Genomic DNA, 21,193 nt, shown 5'->3' with positions numbered 1-21,193 from the left:
GTTTGCACCACAGCGCACGCGCACATACTGATGAGGTCATCGCTAAGCTTTGCGAGGAGCTCAATGCTACTGAAACCTTCTTTCCTCGATCTGGACTTCGTCTGATCTTTAAATTGGGGTCATCTTAAAATCGTCGGGATCAAGTGGTCTGAAGGTACAGATCCATTCGTTGTGAAATGTGGCGCTGCATCGGGTACGTTGTCTAGCTCACTCTCTCAAACGGGATATCGTCCCTGCGGCTATAAACCGCCGAGCCGATTCACCAATGTCGATAACGTCACCCATGACCACGCTATTCTGCGGGCAATATGCACCATTGTTATATCGGTCTTCTGCAGCGCCACATCTCACTTTGCTATAATCTAGCTACTTTGTGTTTCTTGGGCACGATTTGCGGCATCTGGCTGATTACTTCGCTATTCTTGAACAGCGAAAACGCCTCTATGAGAATGTAACAAAGAAACATCCGGAACGTTGGTCGGGAAAAACCAGAAACTGGTTGCACGAGTCAATAGTCAGGTTTAATCCCGGTAATGCGCAACCAGAAACTACGATGAAAAAAGTAGCTTAAATGATGTACTCAGGCGAAAAGTACGTTGACACCTACCGTTGGCGCCCTTGAGCTGTTTTCTGATCAGCCGCTTTGGGCGCAGCAGTGGGATGAGCTTGATTGATTCGACCAGAATCAGTGCATGTCACAATCGCCGCATTTAGTCACATAAAGTGATGGCGGCGTTTGCTGCCAGGGGACAGACCAGCGTGGATTGGTTTTATGGATTCAAGCTGCACTTAACCCGAATATTTCATAAATTGGCACGTGCCCTCACTTGCCTTTTGATTAATAAGAAAGATTTTGCTCAGTCGGGTGTATGAGTCACTACCCCCCTCTTTCTCAAAACTTCCCTATTAATCAAAATCCTGCGTGATCATCACGCGAATTTATGAAATATTCGGGTTAATCATTAATCACCAGGGGGAATTACTGAGCGTGAAAATAATGGCAGGTAATGTCGATGGCCGTGACCCGGCGCCAGAGCTGGCACGTTCCTTATTTGGGAAACTCTTTGGCGACCGGGGCTACATCTCCCAGCCGTTCTTTGGGTAACTCTGGGAGGAGAACATGCAACTCGTTACCAGGCTGCTGCCGCTGTTTGACAAACTTTTGTTGCGTAAACGTTCGATCATGGAGACTGTCAACGACCAACTGAAAAACATCTCGCAAGTCGAGCATTCCCGTCATCGCAGCCCATTTAACTTTTTTGTTAATCTGATAGCCGGGCTGGTAACTTACATATTCCGGGAGAAGGAACTTTCACTTAATATCAGACCCTCACAAGCTCTTCCAGTCGTGCTGATGTGATCCTTATGTCGAACTCACGTTAAATAGAAACTCATAAGCAATCATGAAATTTACAAGTGAAGTAACTCATTTATCACAAAAAGGGCTGGGTGTGGCCAGAAATGAAGAGGAAGGCATTTCCTATTTTGTGTTTGGTGCATGGCCAGGAGACAGAGGTGAATTTGAGATCATCAATCGACCACTGAACAATAAGAAATATGGCTATGCCAAACTGCTTCAACTCATTAGTGCATCTGCTCAGCGGCAACAACCAGAATGTACTTTTCTTGGCTCCAATGAGGATTCTTGTTCGGGTTGTCCCTGGATGATCGCCAATTATGAAAGTCAGCTTGAGCAAAAGCGAAATCGTCTGATTTATGCAATGAAGAGAATCGGATTCGAGACGAGACAATTGAATGTGTCTAATGTACAACCTTCTCCCCATCTGTATGGTTATCGTAATCGTTTCCAAGTTAAAACTGATGGTGAGAAATTAGGTTTTGTAGTTGAAGGCTCCCACAATATCGCGCCGGTGGGAGATTGCATGGTGCTCAATGATACCTGTAGGAATCTTTTGAAAGGGATGCTGGCGAGTTTGCCGCGCGAAGATTGGTTACCTGGCACTGGCTATGATTGGAATTTCATTGATCTGGATGATGATTTTTCGGCTGAGCTCATTCGACTCAATCAAAAGAGACCTTTCAAGCAGGGTAATACCACACAAAATGAATGGATAAAATCTTGGCTGCGTGCCAAGCTCAAGGAAAATTCCAGTGTAGGTAAGATCGTTGAGTTATTTTGCGGCTCCGGCAATTTCACCGAAGTGATTGCAGAGTCGGCATGTAGCGAAGTGATTGCTTATGAATCGGGACTTGATGCCATCAAACTGCTCAGAGCAAAGAATTTGGCCAAAGTGGATGCCCAACCGGTCGATTTGTTCAAGCCCTTTATCTGGAAGATCCTGCGAAAGAGGATTGCAGATGCGGATACATTGGTGCTTGATCCCCCGCGCGCTGGACTCAAAAACATGAAAGGTTTTTTTGAGCATTTTATTGCATTGAAAACGATTTACTATATTTCTTGCGATCCCGAGACGTTTGCCCGCGATGCCTGGGCTTTTTCAAAGAAAGGCTGGTCGATCACTGAGATTCAGTTGGTTGATCTTTTTCCGCATACACCCCATGTTGAAACACTTGCGGTGTTGAAAAAATAAAGAGCTTGACTCCGGCCAGAGGAAGTTTTCTGACAAATCTTAGCAATAACCAGCACGCCTAAACCAGTCTATTGCATCTTTAATGGCATCTATGGCTGGTCGGGATTGATATCCCAATTCACGAGCCGCTTTGGCACTAGTGAAAAACATTTTCTTTTTTGCCATCCGAATACTATCAACGGTGGCGCGAGGTTCAGTATTGGTAATTCTTGCGACTATCTCCATCGTATGAGCGATCGGTAGCATGACTTTAACCGGAATGTTTTTTCGCTTAGTTGGTTTACCAGTGATTTCATCGATGGTCTGGAGTATTTGCAGCAATGTCATATTGTCACCACCCAGAATATAACGTTCGCCAGATTTTCCGTATTGATGTGCAAGCAGGTGGCCATAGGCGATGTCATCAACATGAGCGACATTTAACCCGGTATCGACGTAGGCAGGCATTCTCCCGTGCAGCGTGTCAAGCACAATGCGTCCTGTCGGGGTGGGTTTGACATCGCGCGGACCAATTGGCGTGGATGGATTGACCGTGACCAATGGCAATTGATGTTCACGCACGAGTTCTTGTACGGTTTGTTCAGCTAGAAATTTTGAACGCTTATAGTGCCCGGCTATTGAGGCAAGGTTGGAGGGTGTCTCTTCGTCTGCCGGTAAGCTGTTTGGATTCAATCCCAGGGTGGCAACACTGCTCGTATACACCATACGGTTCATGCCCGCTTCTGCGCCGGCGAGTATCAATGCTCTGGTACCGCTGACATTTACGTCGTACATGATGGCTGGATTGGGTACCCAAAGACGGTAATCGGCTGCGACATGGAACAGGCTATCGCAGCCTGTTACTGCACGCTTTAATGAAGGGACATCGCGCAAGTCACCTTCCACAGTCTCAATAGGGAGTTTCGTGAGATTTTGCTGATCACTCCCCGGTCTGACGAATGCACGTACTTCATGGCCAGCGGCTAATAAGCATCTTATAACTGCTGAGCCAACGAAACCATTTGCGCCAGTTACCAGAGATTTCATAGTAGTTATAAGCAAATATGAAGTTAATAGTATAGTTTAGAGCTTATACCTCATTGCCTAAAATATCTACTTCGGGGAGTTGTCTTGAGGTAAATGTAAAGATTTGTTGCAACGCCCAGTCTTGACTGGCCAGTGCGCTGGTAATTAGAACAGTTGCTTTGACACTCCGGCGTGAAATCTTGACTTGAGTGCCTTCGATGAAAGAGCGGTTTTGGTTGATTTTATTCAGAGTCAGAATGGCCATACCCAGTGCCCACAGGCAGAAGCGGCGTATTCCCGTTTCCCTTGGGGGGATCATGCAGGTATAAGTAAGCGCATTGCGCAAATGGGCTTTAGCAATTCCAATCAATACGCCAAGACCATCATGAAATCGATGGTCAGTGCACCCTGGCTGCAAGTCATTGAGATCAAAATCCTTTTTCTTAAAAATGTCTTGTGGCAACCAGCATGCTCCGCGCTTTCTATCTTCCCAGATATCTTTCAGGATATTGGTCATCTGTAATCCTTGGCCAAACGAAACAGCTAATTTCATGAGAGTAGGCTTGTTGCGATTGATTTCTTCCGAATAATCACAGAATAATTCGGTTAACATTTCACCCACAACACCTGCAACATGGTAGCAGTACCGATCAAGCGCCGCTAAATCCTTTAACCCTGCCAGCGATTCAGTGTCCTGATAATCAGCCATGCCTTGTCCCATGATGCGAACACAGCGTTCTAATACCTTGCGCTGAATAGGATTGAAGCTATGAGTAATGCGTATCACCGCAGGCGTATTTTTGATCAGATCCTGCTCGGCAGGAATCGTATGCTCAGAGAGCAATGGAAATAATTCTTTTGAAAATGCTTCTGCAGTAACATTTCCACCAACAACTTGTATAAACATTTCAGCAAACTTGCGGGTTTGCTCAGACGATAAACCATTATCATCTTCCACGGTATCGACAATACGACATAATAAATAAGCATTGCCGATGACTTGATAGAGTGAGAGGGGAAGTTGTGGGATCGTTAGTGCAAAAGTACGTGAAACCCCCTGCAGAATGCGCTCCTGATAATGATTATCTTCAATGCTGGCAGGGTTAGTCATAGTATGGGTTGTCATAAATCAATGCAGCTTTTTGTCACAAATACAACAGGGGATTTATTTATACTGATTCATGGCTGGTTTCAGTCCAGTATCTTTTCAGAGGCAATAAGCTGTTCTATTGTTTCACGTGCACGAATCAAATGGGCTGTGTCACCATCCACCATGACTTCCGCTGCACGTGGGCGTGTATTGTAATTCGAGCTCATGCTCATTCCATAGGCGCCCGCAGACATGACGGCCAGCAAATCCTCTTTTGTTAAGTTTAGCTTACGGTCGTGTCCAATGAAATCACCGGTTTCACAGACAGGACCTACAACCTGATAAGTGTTGACATCGCCTGGTTTTTTAACGACCGGTAATATCTCATGGTAAGCATCGTACAGAGCTGGGCGCATCAGATCGTTCATCGCAGCGTCCACAATGGCAAAATTCCGGTGGGGAGCATGCTTAAGGTATTCGACACGAGTCAGTAATAGACCTGTATTGCCGATTAACGATCGGCCAGGCTCAATGAGTATGCGTTGTTTACGTTGACCAACGCTGTTACATAACGCCGTCACATAATCTTTGATTGATGGTGGCGATTCTTGGTTATAGCGTATGCCCAAACCTCCTCCCAGATCCAGATGCTCAATGTGTGACCCCTGTTTTTCCAGACGATCCAGTAAATTCAGCATTTTATTGCTGGCTTCAATGAATGGGTCGATTGTAGTGAGCTGCGAGCCGATATGGCAATCCAAACCGGTGATGCGAACATGGGTGAGTTCGTGGGCTGCTGCATAAATTCGTTCGGCTTCAGTCATGGGAATACCGAATTTATTTTCCTTGAGGCCCGTTGAGATATAAGGATGGGTTTTAGCATCGACATCAGGATTTACCCGTAGGCTTACCGGCGCAACTTTATTCATTTCCTTTGCAAGCTGGTTAAGACTCAATAATTCCATTTCTGATTCGACATTGAAGCAAAGGATGCCTGCAGCCAATGCCGCACGCATCTCATCCTGATTCTTCCCTACCCCCGAAAACACGATTTTTCGGGGATCACCGCCAGCTTTCAATACACGCAGCAATTCACCACCCGAAACGATATCAAAGCCACTACCCAGACGGGCAAGCATATTGAGAATGGCAAGATTGGAATTGGCCTTGACTGCGTAGCAGATGAGATGATCATGGTCTGCAAAGGCGCGGTCGAATTCCTGGTAAGCAGCAATCAATGCTGCACGCGAATAAACATAGCAAGGCGTGCCGAATTCCTTGGCAATATCGACCAAGGAAGCTGCTTCAGCGTAAAGCTGGCCATGTTGATATGTAAATGATGTAAACCCGCTCATTGATTTGTTTGTTCATCCTGAGACGATTGTGATGCTGGAGGGGCTTCGTTTTGTGGAAGGTAGAGCGGCCCTTTTAGACCGCAAGCAGTCAACCAGAGAGGCAATAAAACAACGATATAAAGTAGGTGCACGTGATGCATATAGAAAAATAAGGAAGTAATGGATATTATCACAAGAGCGTCACTGAAACGCGATAGGCGACCATTATTTCTTGACAGAGTTCTTCTCTGCTAGGTTGTCTATAAGCCATTTGATTAACTCATTCGATATCGTATCGCTTGCTGAGATCAATGCGGCAACTGCCCCAGCAGCATCTGCGGAAGGAGCCTCTTGTATGCTGGAAAACTTTTCTTGAGCGAGTAACATGCGTGTATTTCGTTCGATTAGGCTTGCACGCAATCGAATAATGACCCGGCTATTGTCTGGATGATCAAATACCTGAGTAAATTCCTCAAGCTCAGTGAGCAAAGCATAGTCAGCTTTTAAACCATCGTGACTACTAGTAATACCTTGATGAGTAACAAGGTAGTCCTTGATTCGTCGGGTGAGCAGTTTTGCAGGTGAAGCAGCCCAGCGGCTGTTGGCGTAGGCATAGGATCGTGCCGGATCATGATAGGTCAGGCGATACTGTATTGCTTGATTATCCAGCCATATGGGGGCGGTTACGTCTGCTACCAGAATACTCGTGTTAAAGGGGATTGAGCTATGATGTTCGGTAGATTGCTGCAGACCTAAATCATAGATGGCCATTGGAAGATTCTGTTTAGGTGTTAACGTACAGCCAGCAAGCAACAAGAACACGATAACGAATTTGATCATGGCGCTATTTTCCGAGGTGGCACAAAACCGCTTTCTCCTGGACCAGGCAAAGCGGGAGGGCTGCCGAATAGCAAGCTTTGCGGTTGCTCTTCTAGTTTAAGCAGCATACGGTTGATGTGGTGGGTACTTTGCATAATGGCGGTGCTGATCTCTCGTAATTTCGGCAAAGTATCAGCGATTTCTTGGCTATTTTGTGTCAATCCATCTACCAGACCATCTTGTTGATTGATTTTTACTACGGCCTGATTGATGTCTGAGAGGAGTTGATGGGTCTGCTTCAGTGCCAGGCTTGCTTCGGTGGCTAACTCAGGTAGAGATTTGATGCCTGAGTGCAACTGATCTGCCAAACTGTCGTAACGGCGGATAGCTTGTGCAAGATTTGTCAGAATAGCGTTGATTTGTATTTGGTTTTTTTCACTTAATAGTGAATTGATGCGCTCGATTGCCCGGTTGGAATTTTTGACTAAATCCTCGAATGAACTGGATAATTCCTTGATAAAAGAAGGACGCAAAGGGATGCGCACATCAGGGGATAGCCGTTCGTCATGTGGTTCTTTGCCCTCGATATTTAATTCGATGAAGGCTAGTCCGGTAAATCCTTGAGTGGCTAATTGTGCATAGATATTTTTAGGGAAGACAATATTGCTGCTCACGGCAATGCGGATCAAGATCAGATTGGGATTATTCGGGTCGAACCAAATGTCTTCGACTTTACCTACGGGCACACCACGATAGCGGACCGATGATTCAGGATTCAATCCTGCCACGGATCCCTCTTCCGATACCAGTAAATAGTGGTCATGCAGGATCTTCTGGTCACTAAACCACATGACAGCAGCTGCCACTGCCATGCCAAGGATAATTACGAATAAACCCGCTGCAAGCGCATGGGCTCGATTTTCCATTTACAGTCCTAATGAAATGAATACTGAAGTATGTAGGTATTATGACGCTAGGTCAGGGGGTAAATCAGACATTGATACTTACTACTTACTTGTGTTCTTGGTCTGAGTTGATTCTACAATACCTCAGTAGAATTTTATAGATTATTGAAAACTTCTATGCAGTGAGGCTTGACACAAGCATTTTCTACGGTAGTGTAGTCAGAATCTTAATCCTTACAGGAAAAAAATGATGCTCCTGTCTTTTTTATTGCTGATTCTTTCGCTGATTGCGATCGTAGTGGCTATTCTGGTGATTCCCTTCTTGCGTCGTCACATTTTTTCCAATTTTATAATGAGAATTTTCCGTAAAATTCTTCCTCAGATTTCGCAGACTGAGCAGGAAGCGCTTGATGCGGGTACGGTATGGTGGGAAGGAGATTTGTTTAGCGGTAAACCAGACTGGCACAAATTACTGGCTTATCCCAAACCTGTACTCAGTCCAGAGGAGAAGGCATTTCTGGAAGGGCCTGTCGAGCATCTCTGTGCGATGCTGGATGAATGGCATATTACCCATGAGCGCTATGATTTGCCACCGCAAGCCTGGCAATTTATAAAGGATAATGGATTCTTCGGTTTGATCATCCCTAAGGAGTATGGAGGATATGGATTCTCAGCACTCGCACATTCCGAGGTGGTGATGAAAATCAGTTCGCGTAGCAACACGGCAGCAATAACGGTGATGGTGCCCAATTCACTGGGCCCAGCTGAATTATTGTTGCATTATGGAACGGAGGAACAGAAAAATCATTATCTTCCTCGTTTGGCAAAAGGATTGGAGGTGCCCTGTTTCGCTTTGACAGGACCTGAAGCAGGTTCTGACGCTGGATCAATACCTGATCTGGGTATCGTATGTCGAGGTGAGTACAATGGCCAGCAAGACGTGCTAGGCATGCGTGTTACGTGGGAAAAGCGCTACATTACATTGGGGCCGGTCGCGACCATCCTGGGGTTGGCATTCAAGTTACGTGATCCAGATAGACTACTCGGTGATGAAGAAGATCTCGGCATTACGCTGGCGTTGATTCCTACCAATACACCAGGCGTCAATATCGGTCGTCGTCATTTTCCGTTAAATGGGGCATTTCAGAATGGGCCGAATTCTGGCAAGGATGTGTTCATTCCAATGGACTGGGTAATTGGTGGACGTGAGGGAGTGGGTAGCGGCTGGCGGATGTTGATGAACTGTCTGGCTGCAGGACGTTCGATTTCTCTGCCTGCTACCAGTACCGGTGCGGCTAAGCTGGCTGCACGTACGAGTGGTGCTTATGGGCGGGTGCGTGTGCAATTCAAGATACCCATTGGTTTTTTTGAAGGCGTAGAGGAAGCACTGGCGCGAATTGCCGGCAATACCTATATGATGGATGCTGCCAGAGTCATGACCGCAGGTGCAGTCGATCTGGGTGAAAAGCCTTCGGTGATTTCAGCCATCGTTAAATACCATTTGACTGAGCGCAGCCGCCAGGCAATCAATGACGCCATGGATGTGCTGGGTGGTAAAGGCATTTGTATGGGGCCGGGTAATTATTTAGCCCGCACTTACCAACAGACTCCGATTGGGATTACGGTTGAAGGCGCCAATATCCTGACGCGAAACATGATTATTTTCGGCCAAGGTGCGATTCGCGGCCACCCTTATGCGTTGCAAGAAATCAATGCGGCTAATGATGAAGACAAGAAGCGTGCTTCGATTGCATTCGATCAGGCATTGATGGGACACATCGCTTTTGGTATTCGCAACGTTTTCCGTAGTTTCTTTTTTGGTCTAACCAGCCGGTATATTAAAGAGATACCAGAGGGTGTTCTGAGTGATACGGCTGATTATTACCGGCAATTAACCCGATTTTCTGCTGCGTTTGCTTTAGTGACTGATATTGCCATGCTGAAGCTGGGAGGATCGCTCAAGCGCAAGGAAAGATTATCCGCAAGACTCGGCGATATTCTCAGCATGTTGTATTTGTGCTCTGCCACATTGAAGCGTTTTGAAGATGATGGGCGTCCTGTTTCAGATCTGCCGCTGCTACATTGGTCTATTCAGGATGCACTGTATCGCATACAGCAAGCCTTCGATGAATTTCTGAGAAACTTCCCTGGTCACTTTTTAATGCGTGGTTTGATGCGTTTCCTGATATTCCCATTGGGTAAACGATATTCGCTTCCTGCAGATGAGCTCTCGCATAGAGTTGCCCGATTAATCCTGGAGCCTGGAGAGGTGCGTAATCGTCTGACAGCAGGGATTTATATTCCAACTGCTGACAATGAACCATTAGTTGTTCTGGAACAGGCGCTGGAATGTGCTATTGCATGTGAGGCGATCGAAGCTAAGTTGCGTAGCGCTGCCAAGGCGGGACAGCTTGTCGCACGGAACGAGGAAATAATCACCGAGGCGTTAGAACGAGGCATTCTCCTTCAGGAGGAAGCGGTATTGCTTGAGAAAATGAAATTATTACGACGCCAGGTCATCATGGTTGATGATTTTTCGCCAGATTTTGGAAAAACGGCAAAGGCAACATCATAGAAACAGGAGGCGAGATCGGGCTCCTGTGAATATCGCAGTTAGTTAATAGAGGCAGGGAGAAAACGTGAGGGGTAGTCAGCATACAAGTGTCATTCCAGTGGAGGTTGCTAAAACACTTGATGGTTTATTCGGAGAGCGGGTGCGTCGTTCTCCTGAATCAGTGGCGTATCGTGACTACGATGATACTACTGAAGAATGGCGTGATTATACCTGGGCTGAGATGGAAAGAGCTGTCGCAAGGTGGCAAGCTGCGTTGTCACGAGAAAATTTATCTCTCGGTGATCGGGTTGCAGTGATGTCCAGAAACTGCTCACAATGGGTAATGTTTGAGCAGGCAGCTTTAGGGTTGGGCCTGGTTGTTGTGCCGCTTTATACCGAAGATCGCGCTGAGAATGCAGCTTATTGTCTGCAGAATGCGGGTGTCAAATTGCTGCTGGTGGAGAAACTGACCCAGTGGGAGGTGTTTTCGTCAGTACAGGATCAGCTCACAGCACTGTCGCGCATTGTAATCATGACTTTATTGGAGGAAAATAGGTATAAAGCGGAGGATGATCGAGTGATTGCATTGAGTAAATGGCTGCCGGAGCAGGGGAGCGATACTCAGCATCTGAATACGGATCCACATGCCCTGGCAACAATCATCTATACCTCCGGAACGACTGGTCGCCCCAAAGGTGTCATGCTTAGTCACCATAATATCCTGACCAATGCATATGGTTCTGCCCAGGTTGTCATCGTGACACCTGATGATCTCCTGCTTTCGTTTCTGCCGCTCTCGCATACTTTCGAGCGTACTTCTGGTTATTATGTGCCAATGATGTGCGGCGCCACAGTTGCTTACGCTCGTTCAATTCAATTATTGCAAGAAGATTTACTCACGATTCATCCAACTATCCTTGTCTCCGTTCCCCGCATCTATGAACGCGTGTATGCGGGGATACGCGCGAAACTGGCAGAAGGGCCGGCGCTGGCTAGAAAGTTATTCGATTTGGCAGTAGAAGTAGGTTACAGCCGGTTTGAGTATCAGCAAGGGCGTGATTCCTGGCATTTATCCCATTTACTGTGGCCACTGCTGAACAAGCTGGTGGCGCGTAAATTGATGGATAAACTGGGGGGGCGTTTACAGCAGGCGATGAGTGGGGGAGCAGCATTATCGCCTGAAATTTCACGTGTCTTTATTGGCCTAGGATTGCCGATATTGCAGGGCTATGGAATGACTGAAAGTAGTCCGGTGGTCTGTGCCAACCGCGTGGATAATAATCTTCCTTCCAGCGTGGGTCAGCCTATTCCGGGTGTGGAAGTTAAGCTGGGTGAACATGGTGCCTTGCTGGTTCGCGGCCCTAATGTCATGCTGGGCTACTGGAATAATCCGGAAGCCACTCGAGCGATCATCTCCGATGATGGTTGGTTGAATTCGGGGGATATTGCCAGTATCGATGAGCAAGGGCGAATCACGATTACCGGACGCTTGAAAGATATCATCGTGACGTCCACGGGTGAGAAGGTGCCACCAGCAGATATGGAGGCAGCTATTCTGCGGGATCCAATGTTCGAGCAAGTCATGGTTATAGGGGAAGGACGCTCTTATTTGAGCGCATTGGTGGTATTGAGTAAGCGTGGCTGGGAAAGGGTTGCTGCACAATGCCAAGTGGCGGCAGACCCGGAGCAACTAGCGAAAAATGAGCAGGCAAAAGAAGTCGTGCTGGAAATGATTACCCGGAAAATTCATGAATTTCCCGGGTATGCCAAAATATATCGTGTTGCTTTAATCCCTGAACTATGGACAGTGACGAATGAAATGCTGACACCTACCTTGAAATTGAAGCGATCAAAAATTCTGGAGCACTATAAGGATGAGATAAAGCATCTATATGCTGGGCACTGATAGAAAATGGACGATTTTCCGAATCATATTGAGTGAGTTTTAAGCCAACAATGCACAACTTTCCGAATGACCCGGCACTGCATGTTTCTTTACCAGAAGGTCAACCCATATTGCGTACGGTACCGATGCCAGCGGATACCAATTATGCAGGTGATATTTTTGGCGGCTGGATTATGTCGCAAGTCGATATGGCTGGCAGTATCCCCGCTATTCGGCGCGCGCACGGACGCGTCGCAACCGTGGCCGTCAATTCCTTTGTGTTCGCACAACCTGTGTTTGTGGGTGATATCGTCAGCTTCTACGCCGATATCGTTAAGATAGGGCGCACCTCGATCGCTGTCGCTGTGTCGGTCTATGCCCAGCGCGGTGCACGGGAAGGGGGGGAAGAGATTTGCATCAAAGTGACCGAAGCGGTGCTGACTTACGTGGCTATCGATGATAATCGGCGACCAAGAGTGGTACCGCAAGAATAATATGATTTGTTGAAAGCTAGACTGGCAGGTTATTAATCAACATGAAGAAATATCATGATACCTAACGTAATAGATCTCATTTATAACGTAATGTATTGCGCCATTTTGGAGACCGAACTCTGGTCATTTCAAGTGGATAGGAACGAATGGATTTGAAGTAGTAGATCCAAAAAATTGGAAGGTTAGGAGAAAGTCTTCCATTTCTGGGGAAAAGAATTAACTGATAGAGTTAATATTACATTTCTGTGTTACTGAAAATTGTATTGTTAGTCTGCTCGATGCATCACTTTGGTTTGCAATTATGTCGAATATAAAACTGCAGCTAATTTTACTTTTTATCAATACGACTTACCTCTTGCTAAATCAAGATTGTTTTTATAAGTTAGCAATAAATCATTTTTCATAATAGGTCACAAAGATGTCGATCTTGCCTGAACGAACACGTATCTATCAGAACCATCATTTTGACAGTACTCGCTGGGATTATTTCGAGCCGCGCGATGACGATATTATCGTCGCGACGTCATACAAAGCGGGCACGACGTGGACTCAAGCCATCGTTGCTCATCTTCTCTTTCCAGAAGGAAATTTTCCGGCAGCACCTGCGGAAATGTCACCGTGGCTAGATATGCGGATCATGCCCCTTGAAGTGATACTGAACAGACTAACAGCGCAGAAGCATCGTCGCTTTATCAAAACGCATTTGCCGCTCGATGGTATGTTATACAACGAGAAATTTAAGTATCTCTACATCGCCCGAGACGCGAAGGATGTTTTCATGTCTTTGTGGAATCACTATACAGGCATGAAGGATGAGTTCTTTATGTTGATGAATCTGCTGCCTGGTCGTCAGGGTGATGAATTCCCACGCCCACCGGATGATATCCATACCTTCTGGCGAAATTGGATGACGCGTGGTGGATTCGGGTGGGAGGCTGATGGCTGGCCATACTGGTCCCATCTTTCTAACGTACAGTCCTGGTGGAATTTTCGTCACTTGCCGAATATTCAGTTGTTTCACTATAGCGATATGCTTGAGAATACTGAGCGAGAGGTCCGCCGCATGGCTGCATTTTTGGAGATCGATGTGTCCGAGAGCTCCTGGGCTGGGATCATCAAGGCAGTTTCGTTCACTGAAATGAAACGTCAAGGTGAGCTATACGTACCTGGGGGCGGTCATTTTTGGAAGGGCGGCGCAAATACCTTTCTCCACAAGGGTACGAATGGTCGCTGGCGTGATATCTTGTCTAAGGAAGAGATGGCTCTGTACGATGCCACTTGCAAGCGGGTTCTTAGCCATGAGTGTCGCGAATGGCTCGAGAATGGCGGGATGATCTAATCGCTTAGAGTTTAAATCGGGTAAGCGCTAATCGTGTATCTCGCTGACGGTGATAAGAAATGAGTGCGTCATGGTCTCATCGCATGGTGAGGGAAATCGTGCCGAATGAATATTGCTATAAGGAGCACCAGCCTCCATCCCAGATATATGATCCAATCGATAACTGCTTAGCTTCAAACAAGAGGCGATGATCTGGAGCGCGGTGATGACTCGTGGTTACCTATTGCTCCAGCTGCAATTTCTACTTAATTAGATAATGTAAAAATCCGTATTGGTTAGCGTAAGTCCGCCGGTTAGTTGGGCGAATTGCTGGGCACTTGCGCCACCGATGCCGTCGGCGTCATAGTTGAGAGCGCCAGTTTGCATATTGTAAATGATCCGGTCTGTGGCATCGTGCGCTGCAGTGCCGATGTGGAAAGCTGCAGCGTTGAGGCTGCCGGTGGTTAGACTGGTAAAAATAGCGTTCTCTAAATGGATAATGTCATCGACTGGAGAGAAGTCGGTAATTTTATCGATGGCGCTGATAAAGGAAGCGTTGAATACGAAAATATCGTTGCCTGTTCCACCCGTTAAAGTATCTGCTCCTGCGTTACCCCATAGTTTATCGCTATTGCTACCCCCATCAATTTTGTCGTTGCCTGCATTACCGTAAAGTTTGTCGTTGCCACCCGAACCAGAGATGACATCAGCGCCAGAAGTTCCCATCAGTATATCTGAGCCTGATGTACCAAAGATTGTGTTAGATACTGGCTGGGATCGGGTGCTGCTGCTGATTGGATCGACCAGATCGAGTTTTATATTTTTACTATTAATGCTAACTTGTTGAGTCGTTGTAGTAAGTCCACTACTAGAAAAACTGACTGTATAACTTCCGGAAGCGAGTTCTAGTTCGTAACCACCAGCTGGGCTAGTCTGCGTCGTTGTGATGGTACCGGTTGTATTATTTTTGGCGCTGACAGTGAAGCTACCTAATCCTTCATTGATATCATAACGATTATCACCATCCAAGTCGTCAAATGCAACACCCGTTAAGAAAGAATGAGATGCAGTCCGGGCAAAGTTTTGTGTCACAAAAGCCCCTTCGTAGCTACTGTACTGACCAACCGCCAGACCGACTCCAATTTCGTGGTAGGTGTCATTTAATATGTTTGTCCTATGACCTGTTGAATTCATTAACGATGCATGCAATTGTTCCACTTCATCCAGTAAACCTGCCGGTGCGCGGGTGCTCATCCAGGCAATATTTTCTCCCCAAGCCCAAGAGCCAGAGAATACATAACCCGCTGCTTTCATGCGATCACCTGGATTTGATCCACCTGCGCCGGTATGAGAGAAAGTATCGGTTGCGATCATCCAGCTACTATGATTCTCTGCCGATTCGTTCAAATCACCGTCAAAGGCGAGAGGTTGAGCGCCAACCTTAGCACGTTCGGCATTGATTAGTTCTAGCATGTATTGTTCGTAAGCGCTAGCTTGAGACATAAGGGTGACTCCTGTCTGTTCGACTTGTGAAATTTGAATAGGGAAAGGGGCGGTACTAAAGACTCAATAACCTGTCAATCATGATAAGGAACGTGATGATGATGTCATCATCGTAACTTTGGACAAGGTGGGCGCATCTCCCTGGCAGACCGATAATATTTTGCGAATCGGTATAAACCGCCAAAACCATGTCGCAGCTATTGTTCGAAGCAGTCGCTTCGCTCAGCGCCCACAACAACGTTTGTAATTCCAATCTGGTCGAGCTTGGTTTGTTCAAAACGCTTCACTTTCACGGTATCTTTCAGCGATTCTATGGGTGTAGCCAAGTTAGCGATCGCCAGGTAGGCACCATACCCTACCTTTAATTGTGTATTCACACTGCCGTCGGTAAAAATCTGTAGGTGATTCATAATGCTTCGATCTTTTCAAAACCAAAGACTGCTTTGGGTTATTTATAAGCAGAGCGAATGATATTCAATAATTCTTGTTGATTCCTAATCGACCATGGCTAACTCTCTACTCATGGGAATACTTCAGGGAAATGATATATTGCGATGATGATGATTAGTAGTTCAATATCCAAGGTAGAAATGCTACTCACTGCATACAGCAATTTTATTGATTTGATAAATGGCAGTAGCTCTCAGCAGTCAGCTACTATAAATTTAAACCTTTATGATGCTAAACAATCAGTGCATTTTTACAATTATAGCAAAGCATGCAAGATGCTGATGTATATAACAATTTGTTGTGATTAATTAGTATAATTTATGGATGATCAAACCATTTCAGTTTATGACAGCTCTGCTGAGCAAATTGCTGCGTTGCACAAAACGCTAGTACCAGCTCGTGTTTATCAACTTATTAATCAGTTTTTCGTCAAAAATGGGGTTTGTGCTGATGTTGGCTGTGGCATAGGGCGTGATAGTTCTTGGTTGTCTGAGCAAGGGTACTCAGTTACAGGCATTGATGCTTCGGAGGGAATGCTGCAGCAGGCAAGAGGGTTTTACCCGAATATTTCCTTTGTCCGTGACAGCTTGCCACTATTAGAGAGACAGACAGATTCCTTCTTCGTCAATGTGTTATGTTCCGCAGTCATCATGCATTTGACAGAAGATCAGATTGCTTGTGCAGTAGTAAATCTAGTACGAATTGCCGCTGTCGGGGGCATAATAATTGTTTCTTTCCGTGGAACAAATAGCAAAGATCGCCGTGAAAACGGCAAACTCTATAGTGCTATTGAAGTGGATAAATTGGTTTCTTTGTTCATTCAATCGGAGACCATGTTATTGCATCGTGAAATAGATTACCAAGAAGATAGGAGAGTGGAATGGACCAATATTGTTCTTAAAAAATTGCCACTCCTTGCTGTCTAGGCTGCCATTTACGCCCTCCAGCTCCAATACGAAGGGTTGAGCAATTGTATGCATCTTGCAGGTATGCTTGGCGTTTCTCAGTTGTATTCCCTGTCTGGGAAATAAGTGTTTCTCGAAGGGGGTGGTGTGATGTAATCAGATATTCATTCCGGTTAAAAAGGCGTTCCAGCAATTCAGTGGATGGAAGTCTGTCAAACTTGCCATTTTCGCCACGATTGCATTCTTGGCAAGCCAGAACTAAATTTGCTATGCCATCAATTGGTTTGCGGCTGTCACACTGCTTTAGCATATGCGGAAAAAAATGATCAACTTCGGCTACTTCTTCCTTTTCAAGAACTACAGAGATCTCCCGAAAACAATAAAAGCACCGCCCTTTCTGATAACCATTCAATGCAGGCCGTGCCGATGTGACTGTGGTACGCCGTATGGCATTGACACCCATAAGTAAACAACTTTCCTCTTCGTATTCTACAAGCATCAAGTTCCGGGAGAGATTGTTTTCCCATGCGGCCTCAACTAGTTGCCAGCGTGACTCGGTTTCTTGTACAAGATTAGCAAATTGCTGCTGTTCCCCTAGACGCATAAAACCTTCTGTTAATTGAATTGCATTTTTCTTGTTACGTTCATCAATAATCAATAAAAAAGCGGATACCAATCTCTGTACCATGAACGTTATGGAAAGCATCAAGCACATTAATGAAACCATAGCGCAAAGTATGGGAAGTCATTTCGTCCTTCTCTATTTCACCCTGATTAAATGCACGTAGCTTATCCAGAAATGTACTCTGCTCACTTGTGCCTTGTTTTGGATGTTTTTTTAGATGTTCACAAAGGTGTGCAGCGTATGGCACTGCAAGTTCTTCAAGGGTGATTTGTGTTTTCCCCAATGACTGAAAATCGAAAAGGGTTTTTGCAAGAGCGAATTTGTACGAAGCAGAATTTCGTCCAAAAAGAATAATGGCACGCCAATAATTTTCTGCAGTTGGTTCTATTTCATAAAAACGCGACATGATTCGCTTTAGTCTTCAAAATTTCTTGTTGGTGTTAATAGGATTTTATTTCAGTAAGCGAATTGACGCAGCTTGAGAAGGCAAGTATGGGGATCATCTGCAAAATACTTTTCAGCCAGCATACCAAGACGCAGCAACTGCTCGTCGTGCTGGCTCAATACTGAAAAGTTAGATTTGATCATTTATGCTGATTTTTTGAATATCCATTTACTTTCCAATTTCTTGAAAGGGCTGCTTGACCGCGCGTGTAGTGATTTGTTTCCATCAGGCTTACCTATGGGAAATATATGGCCGCATCAATTTTATGCTTTTTTCGTTATGAATTCTCTCGGGGTACCTTTATTTAGTGGGTTTTATAAGGAACTGCTGGCACAGACGAGAGCAATGTTGCCTGGTTTGGCATTTTTAGCTAAAACCTATTATCCACAATTTCCGTGGATAAGGCTGTGGGTAACTGCTTTATGTTGAGAGAGGGTAATGGTTATTTCGAATGCCTCAAAAAGACGCTAAAGCTTTTAGAAATCCTGACAGATAAAAAATCAGATCATTTCTACCTCGTATACCGCGGGTTAACCAGCGGATTTCGGTCTGTTCATCAGTGCAATAATCGTTGCGGTTGGAATGAATCCATCAAACTGTTCTGTCACATCCAGCGCTTCTAATCCATAGAGAAGCCCATTTGTTCCAAACATCGCGGCGCAAAGTGCACAGCCTACGATCTCTCCACCAAAAGGCATGATGAAAAGTGTTCGTCCCAATGTGAGATCGAGTAAGTCATAGGCGATGCATACAGCGAGCTTGAGTCCCCACATGGCAGATCCCTGTTAGTTAGTCGTTCCTGAAAAGGTATTTTTCCAAGATATCCATTAAATTTTCCTGGTAGGAAGCATATCATTTTCTGCTGAGAATACTGGACTAACAGCAGCAATAGAGGCTATTGGCCCGACCAGGGGAGTTTGAAGTTGATTACGACAAATTTAATTTTGTAGTTAAAGCTTTACTTGGCTGGGTCAATAATGGGTTGCAGCGATTTGATAGCTTTCTGTAATATCCGGTAGGAGTCTTTGTCGAACTGGGGTCTGGGTGAGTCCAGGAGTTGCCAGAGTTCATCTTCTGTTTTGGCCGTGCCAAGATAAGCCCAATTATCTATGACGAGCAGATCGCCATCTTCCTTGAGGTAGGCGGGGCCGGTAAAAGGCCAGCTATTGAAGCGCAGGCTAGACAGTGCCGCCATCAGGCGCATCGAGTGCGCCACTAACGGTTCTTCGCCAACGCATCCCCCGCGGCATCTTTTGAGTTGGCGAGCAAAGCAGGGCTTGCCGGGCTTAACCTTTTCCAGTCCAATGATGGCCTTGCAAAGCTCATGCCCATCTGCCAGATTAGCCAATACCTTGTTCGCTTCTTGCAGGCTTTTGAATAGGCCATACAGATTCGATTGCCGGCCGAAATCCAGATCACGGGCATAAGCCACATTGATATGCAAACCTGCTCCGGTTTCCTTAAGCGAGATCGAGCAAAGTTCGTTATTGCGGCGAAGTTTCCGGTTATGCGTCGGCTGAAGTTTCTTCACCAACTCGGCTTCCTTGAGCAGCGCACCGATTTCGCCGCCTGTCTCGATATAGTCAATCCGCCGGACCTGCTGCGAGAGACTCATTTCCTTAGCGGATGAAACATCGCTGGTGAAATGAGAAAGCACCCGTTGGCGAATGTTCATGGATTTGCCAATATAAAGTGGAAGCTCGTTCTCTCCGTAGAACAGATAGACCCCCGGTCTCTGGGGGAGGCTATCCAGCATCTGTTCGTTCAAATGCGTCGGGATACTGGGGCGTCCGGTCAGAGCTTTGACCGCAGCGGCAACTTTGGCGGGAGGAATCTGTTGCTGTATCTTTTGCCAGAACTGGTGGATGAGCTGTGCATCCGCCAGCGCCCGGTGACGGCCATTGACCTGTAAGCCATGCCGTTCAATCAGACTATCCAGATTGTGCCTTGGATGTCCCGGGAATAGCCGCCTGGAAAGTTTGACGGTACAGATTGTCGTTGCCTGGAAGTCATAACCTTGGCGTTTGAATGATTGCTTCAGAAACCCGTAATCAAAACGGGCGTTATGCGCTACAAAAAGACGGCCCTCCAGCATCTGGAATACCCGTTGGGCGACCTCGGCAAAGGTTGGCGCCTCTGCCACCATCTGGTTCGTAATCCCGGTTAACCTCTCGATAAACGCAGAGATTCGTGTCTCCGGATTGATCAGAGAGCTCCATTCCTGAATATTTGAGCCATCAACCAGGATGATGCCGACTTCGGTGATCCGGTCGACAGACGCCGTGGTGCCAGTGGTTTCAAGATCGACAAAAGCAAAAGGCTGCATTGGCCGGATTCTACGCTAAACTTGAATAACTTAACCCGAATATTTCATAAATTCGCGTGATCATCACGCGAATTTATGAAATATTCGGGTTAACAACAGCCAAGAGTGTCAATCCGCGTTGAAATTTGCGCATCCTGCTGAAACAACGGTTGTCATGACAGGCGCTTTTAGTCCATTATGAGCCATCTATAAAACATTCATTTAGTGAATAACAATGACGGTATGTGCGGACGTTTTTGCCTGGCTTATCCACGTTCCAGCCTGATCGACTGGTATCATGCGGCGGCGATGCCGGAGATCGAGCCGCGTTATAACATCGCGCCTACGACCGGTATTGTGGCCATTCGTGACAGCATCACTGGCCGGGCAGGATCAATGATGCGCTGGGGGTTGATTCCCCATTGGGTCAAGGACCCAAAAAAGCTGCCTTTGCTATTTAATGCGCGCGCTGAATCGCTTGCGGTAAAGCCGTTGTTCAAAAACGCGTTTCGTCGGCAACGCTGCCTTATCCCGGCTTCAGGTTTCTATGAATGGAAGCCCCTGGCAGAAGGTAAAAGTAAACAGCCCTTCTTTATTTCGGCCAAAGATGGCAGTCCATTATCATTCGCTGGCATATGGGAGACAGCAACGGTAGATGAAGTTGTCATCGATAGCTGTGCAATCATCACTACGAGCAGTAATGCATTAATGCGTTCCATTCATGATCGCATGCCAGTGATCGTCCCTCCTGAATCCTGGGATAACTGGTTGACCCCTTCCCAGCTACCTGATGACGCCTTATCGTCTATTCTGAAACCGTGTTCTTCCGAGAAGATGCAGTTTTGGGCAGTATCGCCTGCGGTAGGACGGATCAGTAATCAGGGGGAGCAGCTGATCCAGCCAGTAAATGAATGAGTTTTTTAAATTGCAGCGTGTCTGATGAGCGCGCCATTGCTGAAAATAAGCAATAAGTATTTTACAAGGCAAATAATAATCATTATCAT

At 46.2% G+C, this 21,193-nt stretch carries 20 protein-coding genes and 2 pseudogenes; 9 read left to right on the top strand and 13 right to left on the bottom strand.

The window, feature by feature from the left end; all coding sequences use genetic code 11:
* Positions 1–651: 651 nt before the first annotated feature.
* From BLP80_RS16175 to BLP80_RS06010, 3 genes and pseudogenes are all read left to right on the top strand, one after another.
* A pseudogene (locus tag BLP80_RS16175) lies at positions 652–792 on the top strand (transposase); the annotation flags it as partial.
* 130 nt (positions 793–922) lie between these two features.
* Positions 923–1,360: pseudogene (locus BLP80_RS16170) on the top strand (transposase).
* Positions 1,361–1,403: 43 nt separating this feature from the next.
* The gene (locus BLP80_RS06010; protein WP_090541283.1) at positions 1,404–2,552 is read left to right on the top strand and encodes a class I SAM-dependent RNA methyltransferase; all 1,149 of its coding nucleotides are present in this window, start codon (positions 1,404–1,406) and stop codon (positions 2,550–2,552) included.
* 39 nt (positions 2,553–2,591) lie between these two features.
* Here BLP80_RS06010 and hpnA read toward each other — a convergent pair whose 3' ends face one another.
* The 6 genes from hpnA to BLP80_RS05985 form a co-directional block, all read right to left on the bottom strand.
* Positions 2,592–3,578, bottom strand: coding sequence for a hopanoid-associated sugar epimerase (hpnA, locus tag BLP80_RS06005; RefSeq protein WP_090541280.1), 987 nt, complete (start codon positions 3,576–3,578; stop codon positions 2,592–2,594).
* Positions 3,579–3,621: 43 nt separating this feature from the next.
* On the bottom strand, positions 3,622–4,683 hold the full coding sequence (locus BLP80_RS06000; protein ID WP_256324974.1) for a phytoene/squalene synthase family protein: 1,062 nt from the start codon (positions 4,681–4,683) through the stop codon (positions 3,622–3,624).
* Between the two features lie 65 nt (positions 4,684–4,748).
* A complete protein-coding gene (gene lysA, locus BLP80_RS05995; RefSeq protein WP_090541278.1) occupies positions 4,749–6,002 on the bottom strand; it encodes a diaminopimelate decarboxylase in 1,254 nt (417 codons plus the stop codon).
* Complete coding sequence (locus BLP80_RS15130; protein WP_143002242.1) at positions 5,999–6,142, bottom strand: LPS translocon maturation chaperone LptM; 144 nt, start codon at positions 6,140–6,142, stop codon at positions 5,999–6,001. Before BLP80_RS15130 ends, lysA begins: the two co-directional genes overlap by 4 nt.
* Positions 6,143–6,206: 64 nt before the next feature.
* On the bottom strand, positions 6,207–6,821 hold the full coding sequence (locus BLP80_RS05990; protein WP_090541275.1) for an ABC-type transport auxiliary lipoprotein family protein: 615 nt from the start codon (positions 6,819–6,821) through the stop codon (positions 6,207–6,209).
* Positions 6,818–7,726 carry an MlaD family protein gene (locus tag BLP80_RS05985; protein WP_090541272.1) on the bottom strand — a complete coding sequence of 303 codons (909 nt, stop codon included), beginning with the start codon at positions 7,724–7,726 and terminating at the stop codon, positions 6,818–6,820. Before BLP80_RS05985 ends, BLP80_RS05990 begins: the two co-directional genes overlap by 4 nt.
* 229 nt (positions 7,727–7,955) lie before the next feature.
* On the opposite strand from BLP80_RS05985, the gene BLP80_RS05980 reads away from it, so the two are divergent.
* The 4 genes from BLP80_RS05980 to BLP80_RS05965 all read left to right on the top strand — a co-directional run bounded on the left by BLP80_RS05980 (position 7,956) and on the right by BLP80_RS05965 (position 13,977).
* The gene (locus tag BLP80_RS05980; RefSeq protein WP_090541269.1) at positions 7,956–10,280 is read left to right on the top strand and encodes an acyl-CoA dehydrogenase; all 2,325 of its coding nucleotides are present in this window, start codon (positions 7,956–7,958) and stop codon (positions 10,278–10,280) included.
* 64 nt (positions 10,281–10,344) lie between these two features.
* Positions 10,345–12,165 (top strand): AMP-dependent synthetase/ligase, encoded by a 1,821-nt coding sequence (locus BLP80_RS05975; protein ID WP_090541266.1) that lies wholly within the window; start codon positions 10,345–10,347, stop codon positions 12,163–12,165.
* Between the two features lie 50 nt (positions 12,166–12,215).
* Positions 12,216–12,638: an acyl-CoA thioesterase gene (locus BLP80_RS05970; protein ID WP_090541263.1), complete on the top strand. Its 423-nt coding sequence runs from the start codon at positions 12,216–12,218 to the stop codon at positions 12,636–12,638.
* 418 nt (positions 12,639–13,056) lie between these two features.
* Entirely contained in the window at positions 13,057–13,977 is a 921-nt protein-coding gene (locus BLP80_RS05965; RefSeq protein ID WP_090541260.1) for a sulfotransferase domain-containing protein, read from the top strand.
* A gap of 249 nt (positions 13,978–14,226) precedes the next feature.
* Here BLP80_RS05965 and BLP80_RS05960 read toward each other — a convergent pair whose 3' ends face one another.
* A complete protein-coding gene (locus BLP80_RS05960; RefSeq protein WP_090541257.1) occupies positions 14,227–15,459 on the bottom strand; it encodes a CAP domain-containing protein in 1,233 nt (410 codons plus the stop codon).
* Between the two features lie 197 nt (positions 15,460–15,656).
* Positions 15,657–15,869 carry a hypothetical protein gene (locus BLP80_RS05955; protein ID WP_176754285.1) on the bottom strand — a complete coding sequence of 71 codons (213 nt, stop codon included), beginning with the start codon at positions 15,867–15,869 and terminating at the stop codon, positions 15,657–15,659.
* Between the two features lie 360 nt (positions 15,870–16,229).
* Here BLP80_RS05955 and BLP80_RS05950 point away from each other — a divergent pair, with 360 nt between their 5' ends.
* On the top strand, positions 16,230–16,835 hold the full coding sequence (locus BLP80_RS05950; RefSeq protein ID WP_090541254.1) for a class I SAM-dependent methyltransferase: 606 nt from the start codon (positions 16,230–16,232) through the stop codon (positions 16,833–16,835).
* Here BLP80_RS05950 and BLP80_RS05945 read toward each other — a convergent pair.
* From BLP80_RS05945 to BLP80_RS05930, 5 genes are all read right to left on the bottom strand, one after another.
* The gene (locus BLP80_RS05945) at positions 16,807–17,502 is read right to left on the bottom strand and encodes an HNH endonuclease family protein (RefSeq protein WP_218120393.1); all 696 of its coding nucleotides are present in this window, start codon (positions 17,500–17,502) and stop codon (positions 16,807–16,809) included. The genes BLP80_RS05950 and BLP80_RS05945 overlap by 29 nt on opposite strands.
* Positions 17,462–17,845 carry a hypothetical protein gene (locus BLP80_RS15890; protein WP_218120392.1) on the bottom strand — a complete coding sequence of 128 codons (384 nt, stop codon included), beginning with the start codon at positions 17,843–17,845 and terminating at the stop codon, positions 17,462–17,464. Before BLP80_RS15890 ends, BLP80_RS05945 begins: the two co-directional genes overlap by 41 nt.
* 50 nt (positions 17,846–17,895) lie before the next feature.
* Positions 17,896–18,027: a hypothetical protein gene (locus BLP80_RS16165; RefSeq protein WP_256324973.1), complete on the bottom strand. Its 132-nt coding sequence runs from the start codon at positions 18,025–18,027 to the stop codon at positions 17,896–17,898.
* Between the two features lie 387 nt (positions 18,028–18,414).
* Positions 18,415–18,657: a hypothetical protein gene (locus BLP80_RS05935; RefSeq protein WP_090541249.1), complete on the bottom strand. Its 243-nt coding sequence runs from the start codon at positions 18,655–18,657 to the stop codon at positions 18,415–18,417.
* A gap of 185 nt (positions 18,658–18,842) precedes the next feature.
* Positions 18,843–20,210, bottom strand: coding sequence for a 3'-5' exonuclease family protein (locus tag BLP80_RS05930; protein ID WP_090541246.1), 1,368 nt, complete (start codon positions 20,208–20,210; stop codon positions 18,843–18,845).
* Between the two features lie 204 nt (positions 20,211–20,414).
* On the opposite strand from BLP80_RS05930, the gene BLP80_RS05925 reads away from it, so the two are divergent.
* Positions 20,415–21,104, top strand: coding sequence for an SOS response-associated peptidase (locus BLP80_RS05925; protein WP_143002241.1), 690 nt, complete (start codon positions 20,415–20,417; stop codon positions 21,102–21,104).
* Positions 21,105–21,193 lie beyond the last annotated feature (89 nt).

This window comes from Nitrosomonas sp. Nm132, assembly GCF_900100485.1.
Classification (GTDB): Bacteria; Pseudomonadota; Gammaproteobacteria; order Burkholderiales; family Nitrosomonadaceae; genus Nitrosomonas.
The sequence above is the reverse complement of the archived record's forward strand: the minus strand, read 5'-3'. Positions and strand labels throughout refer to the sequence as shown.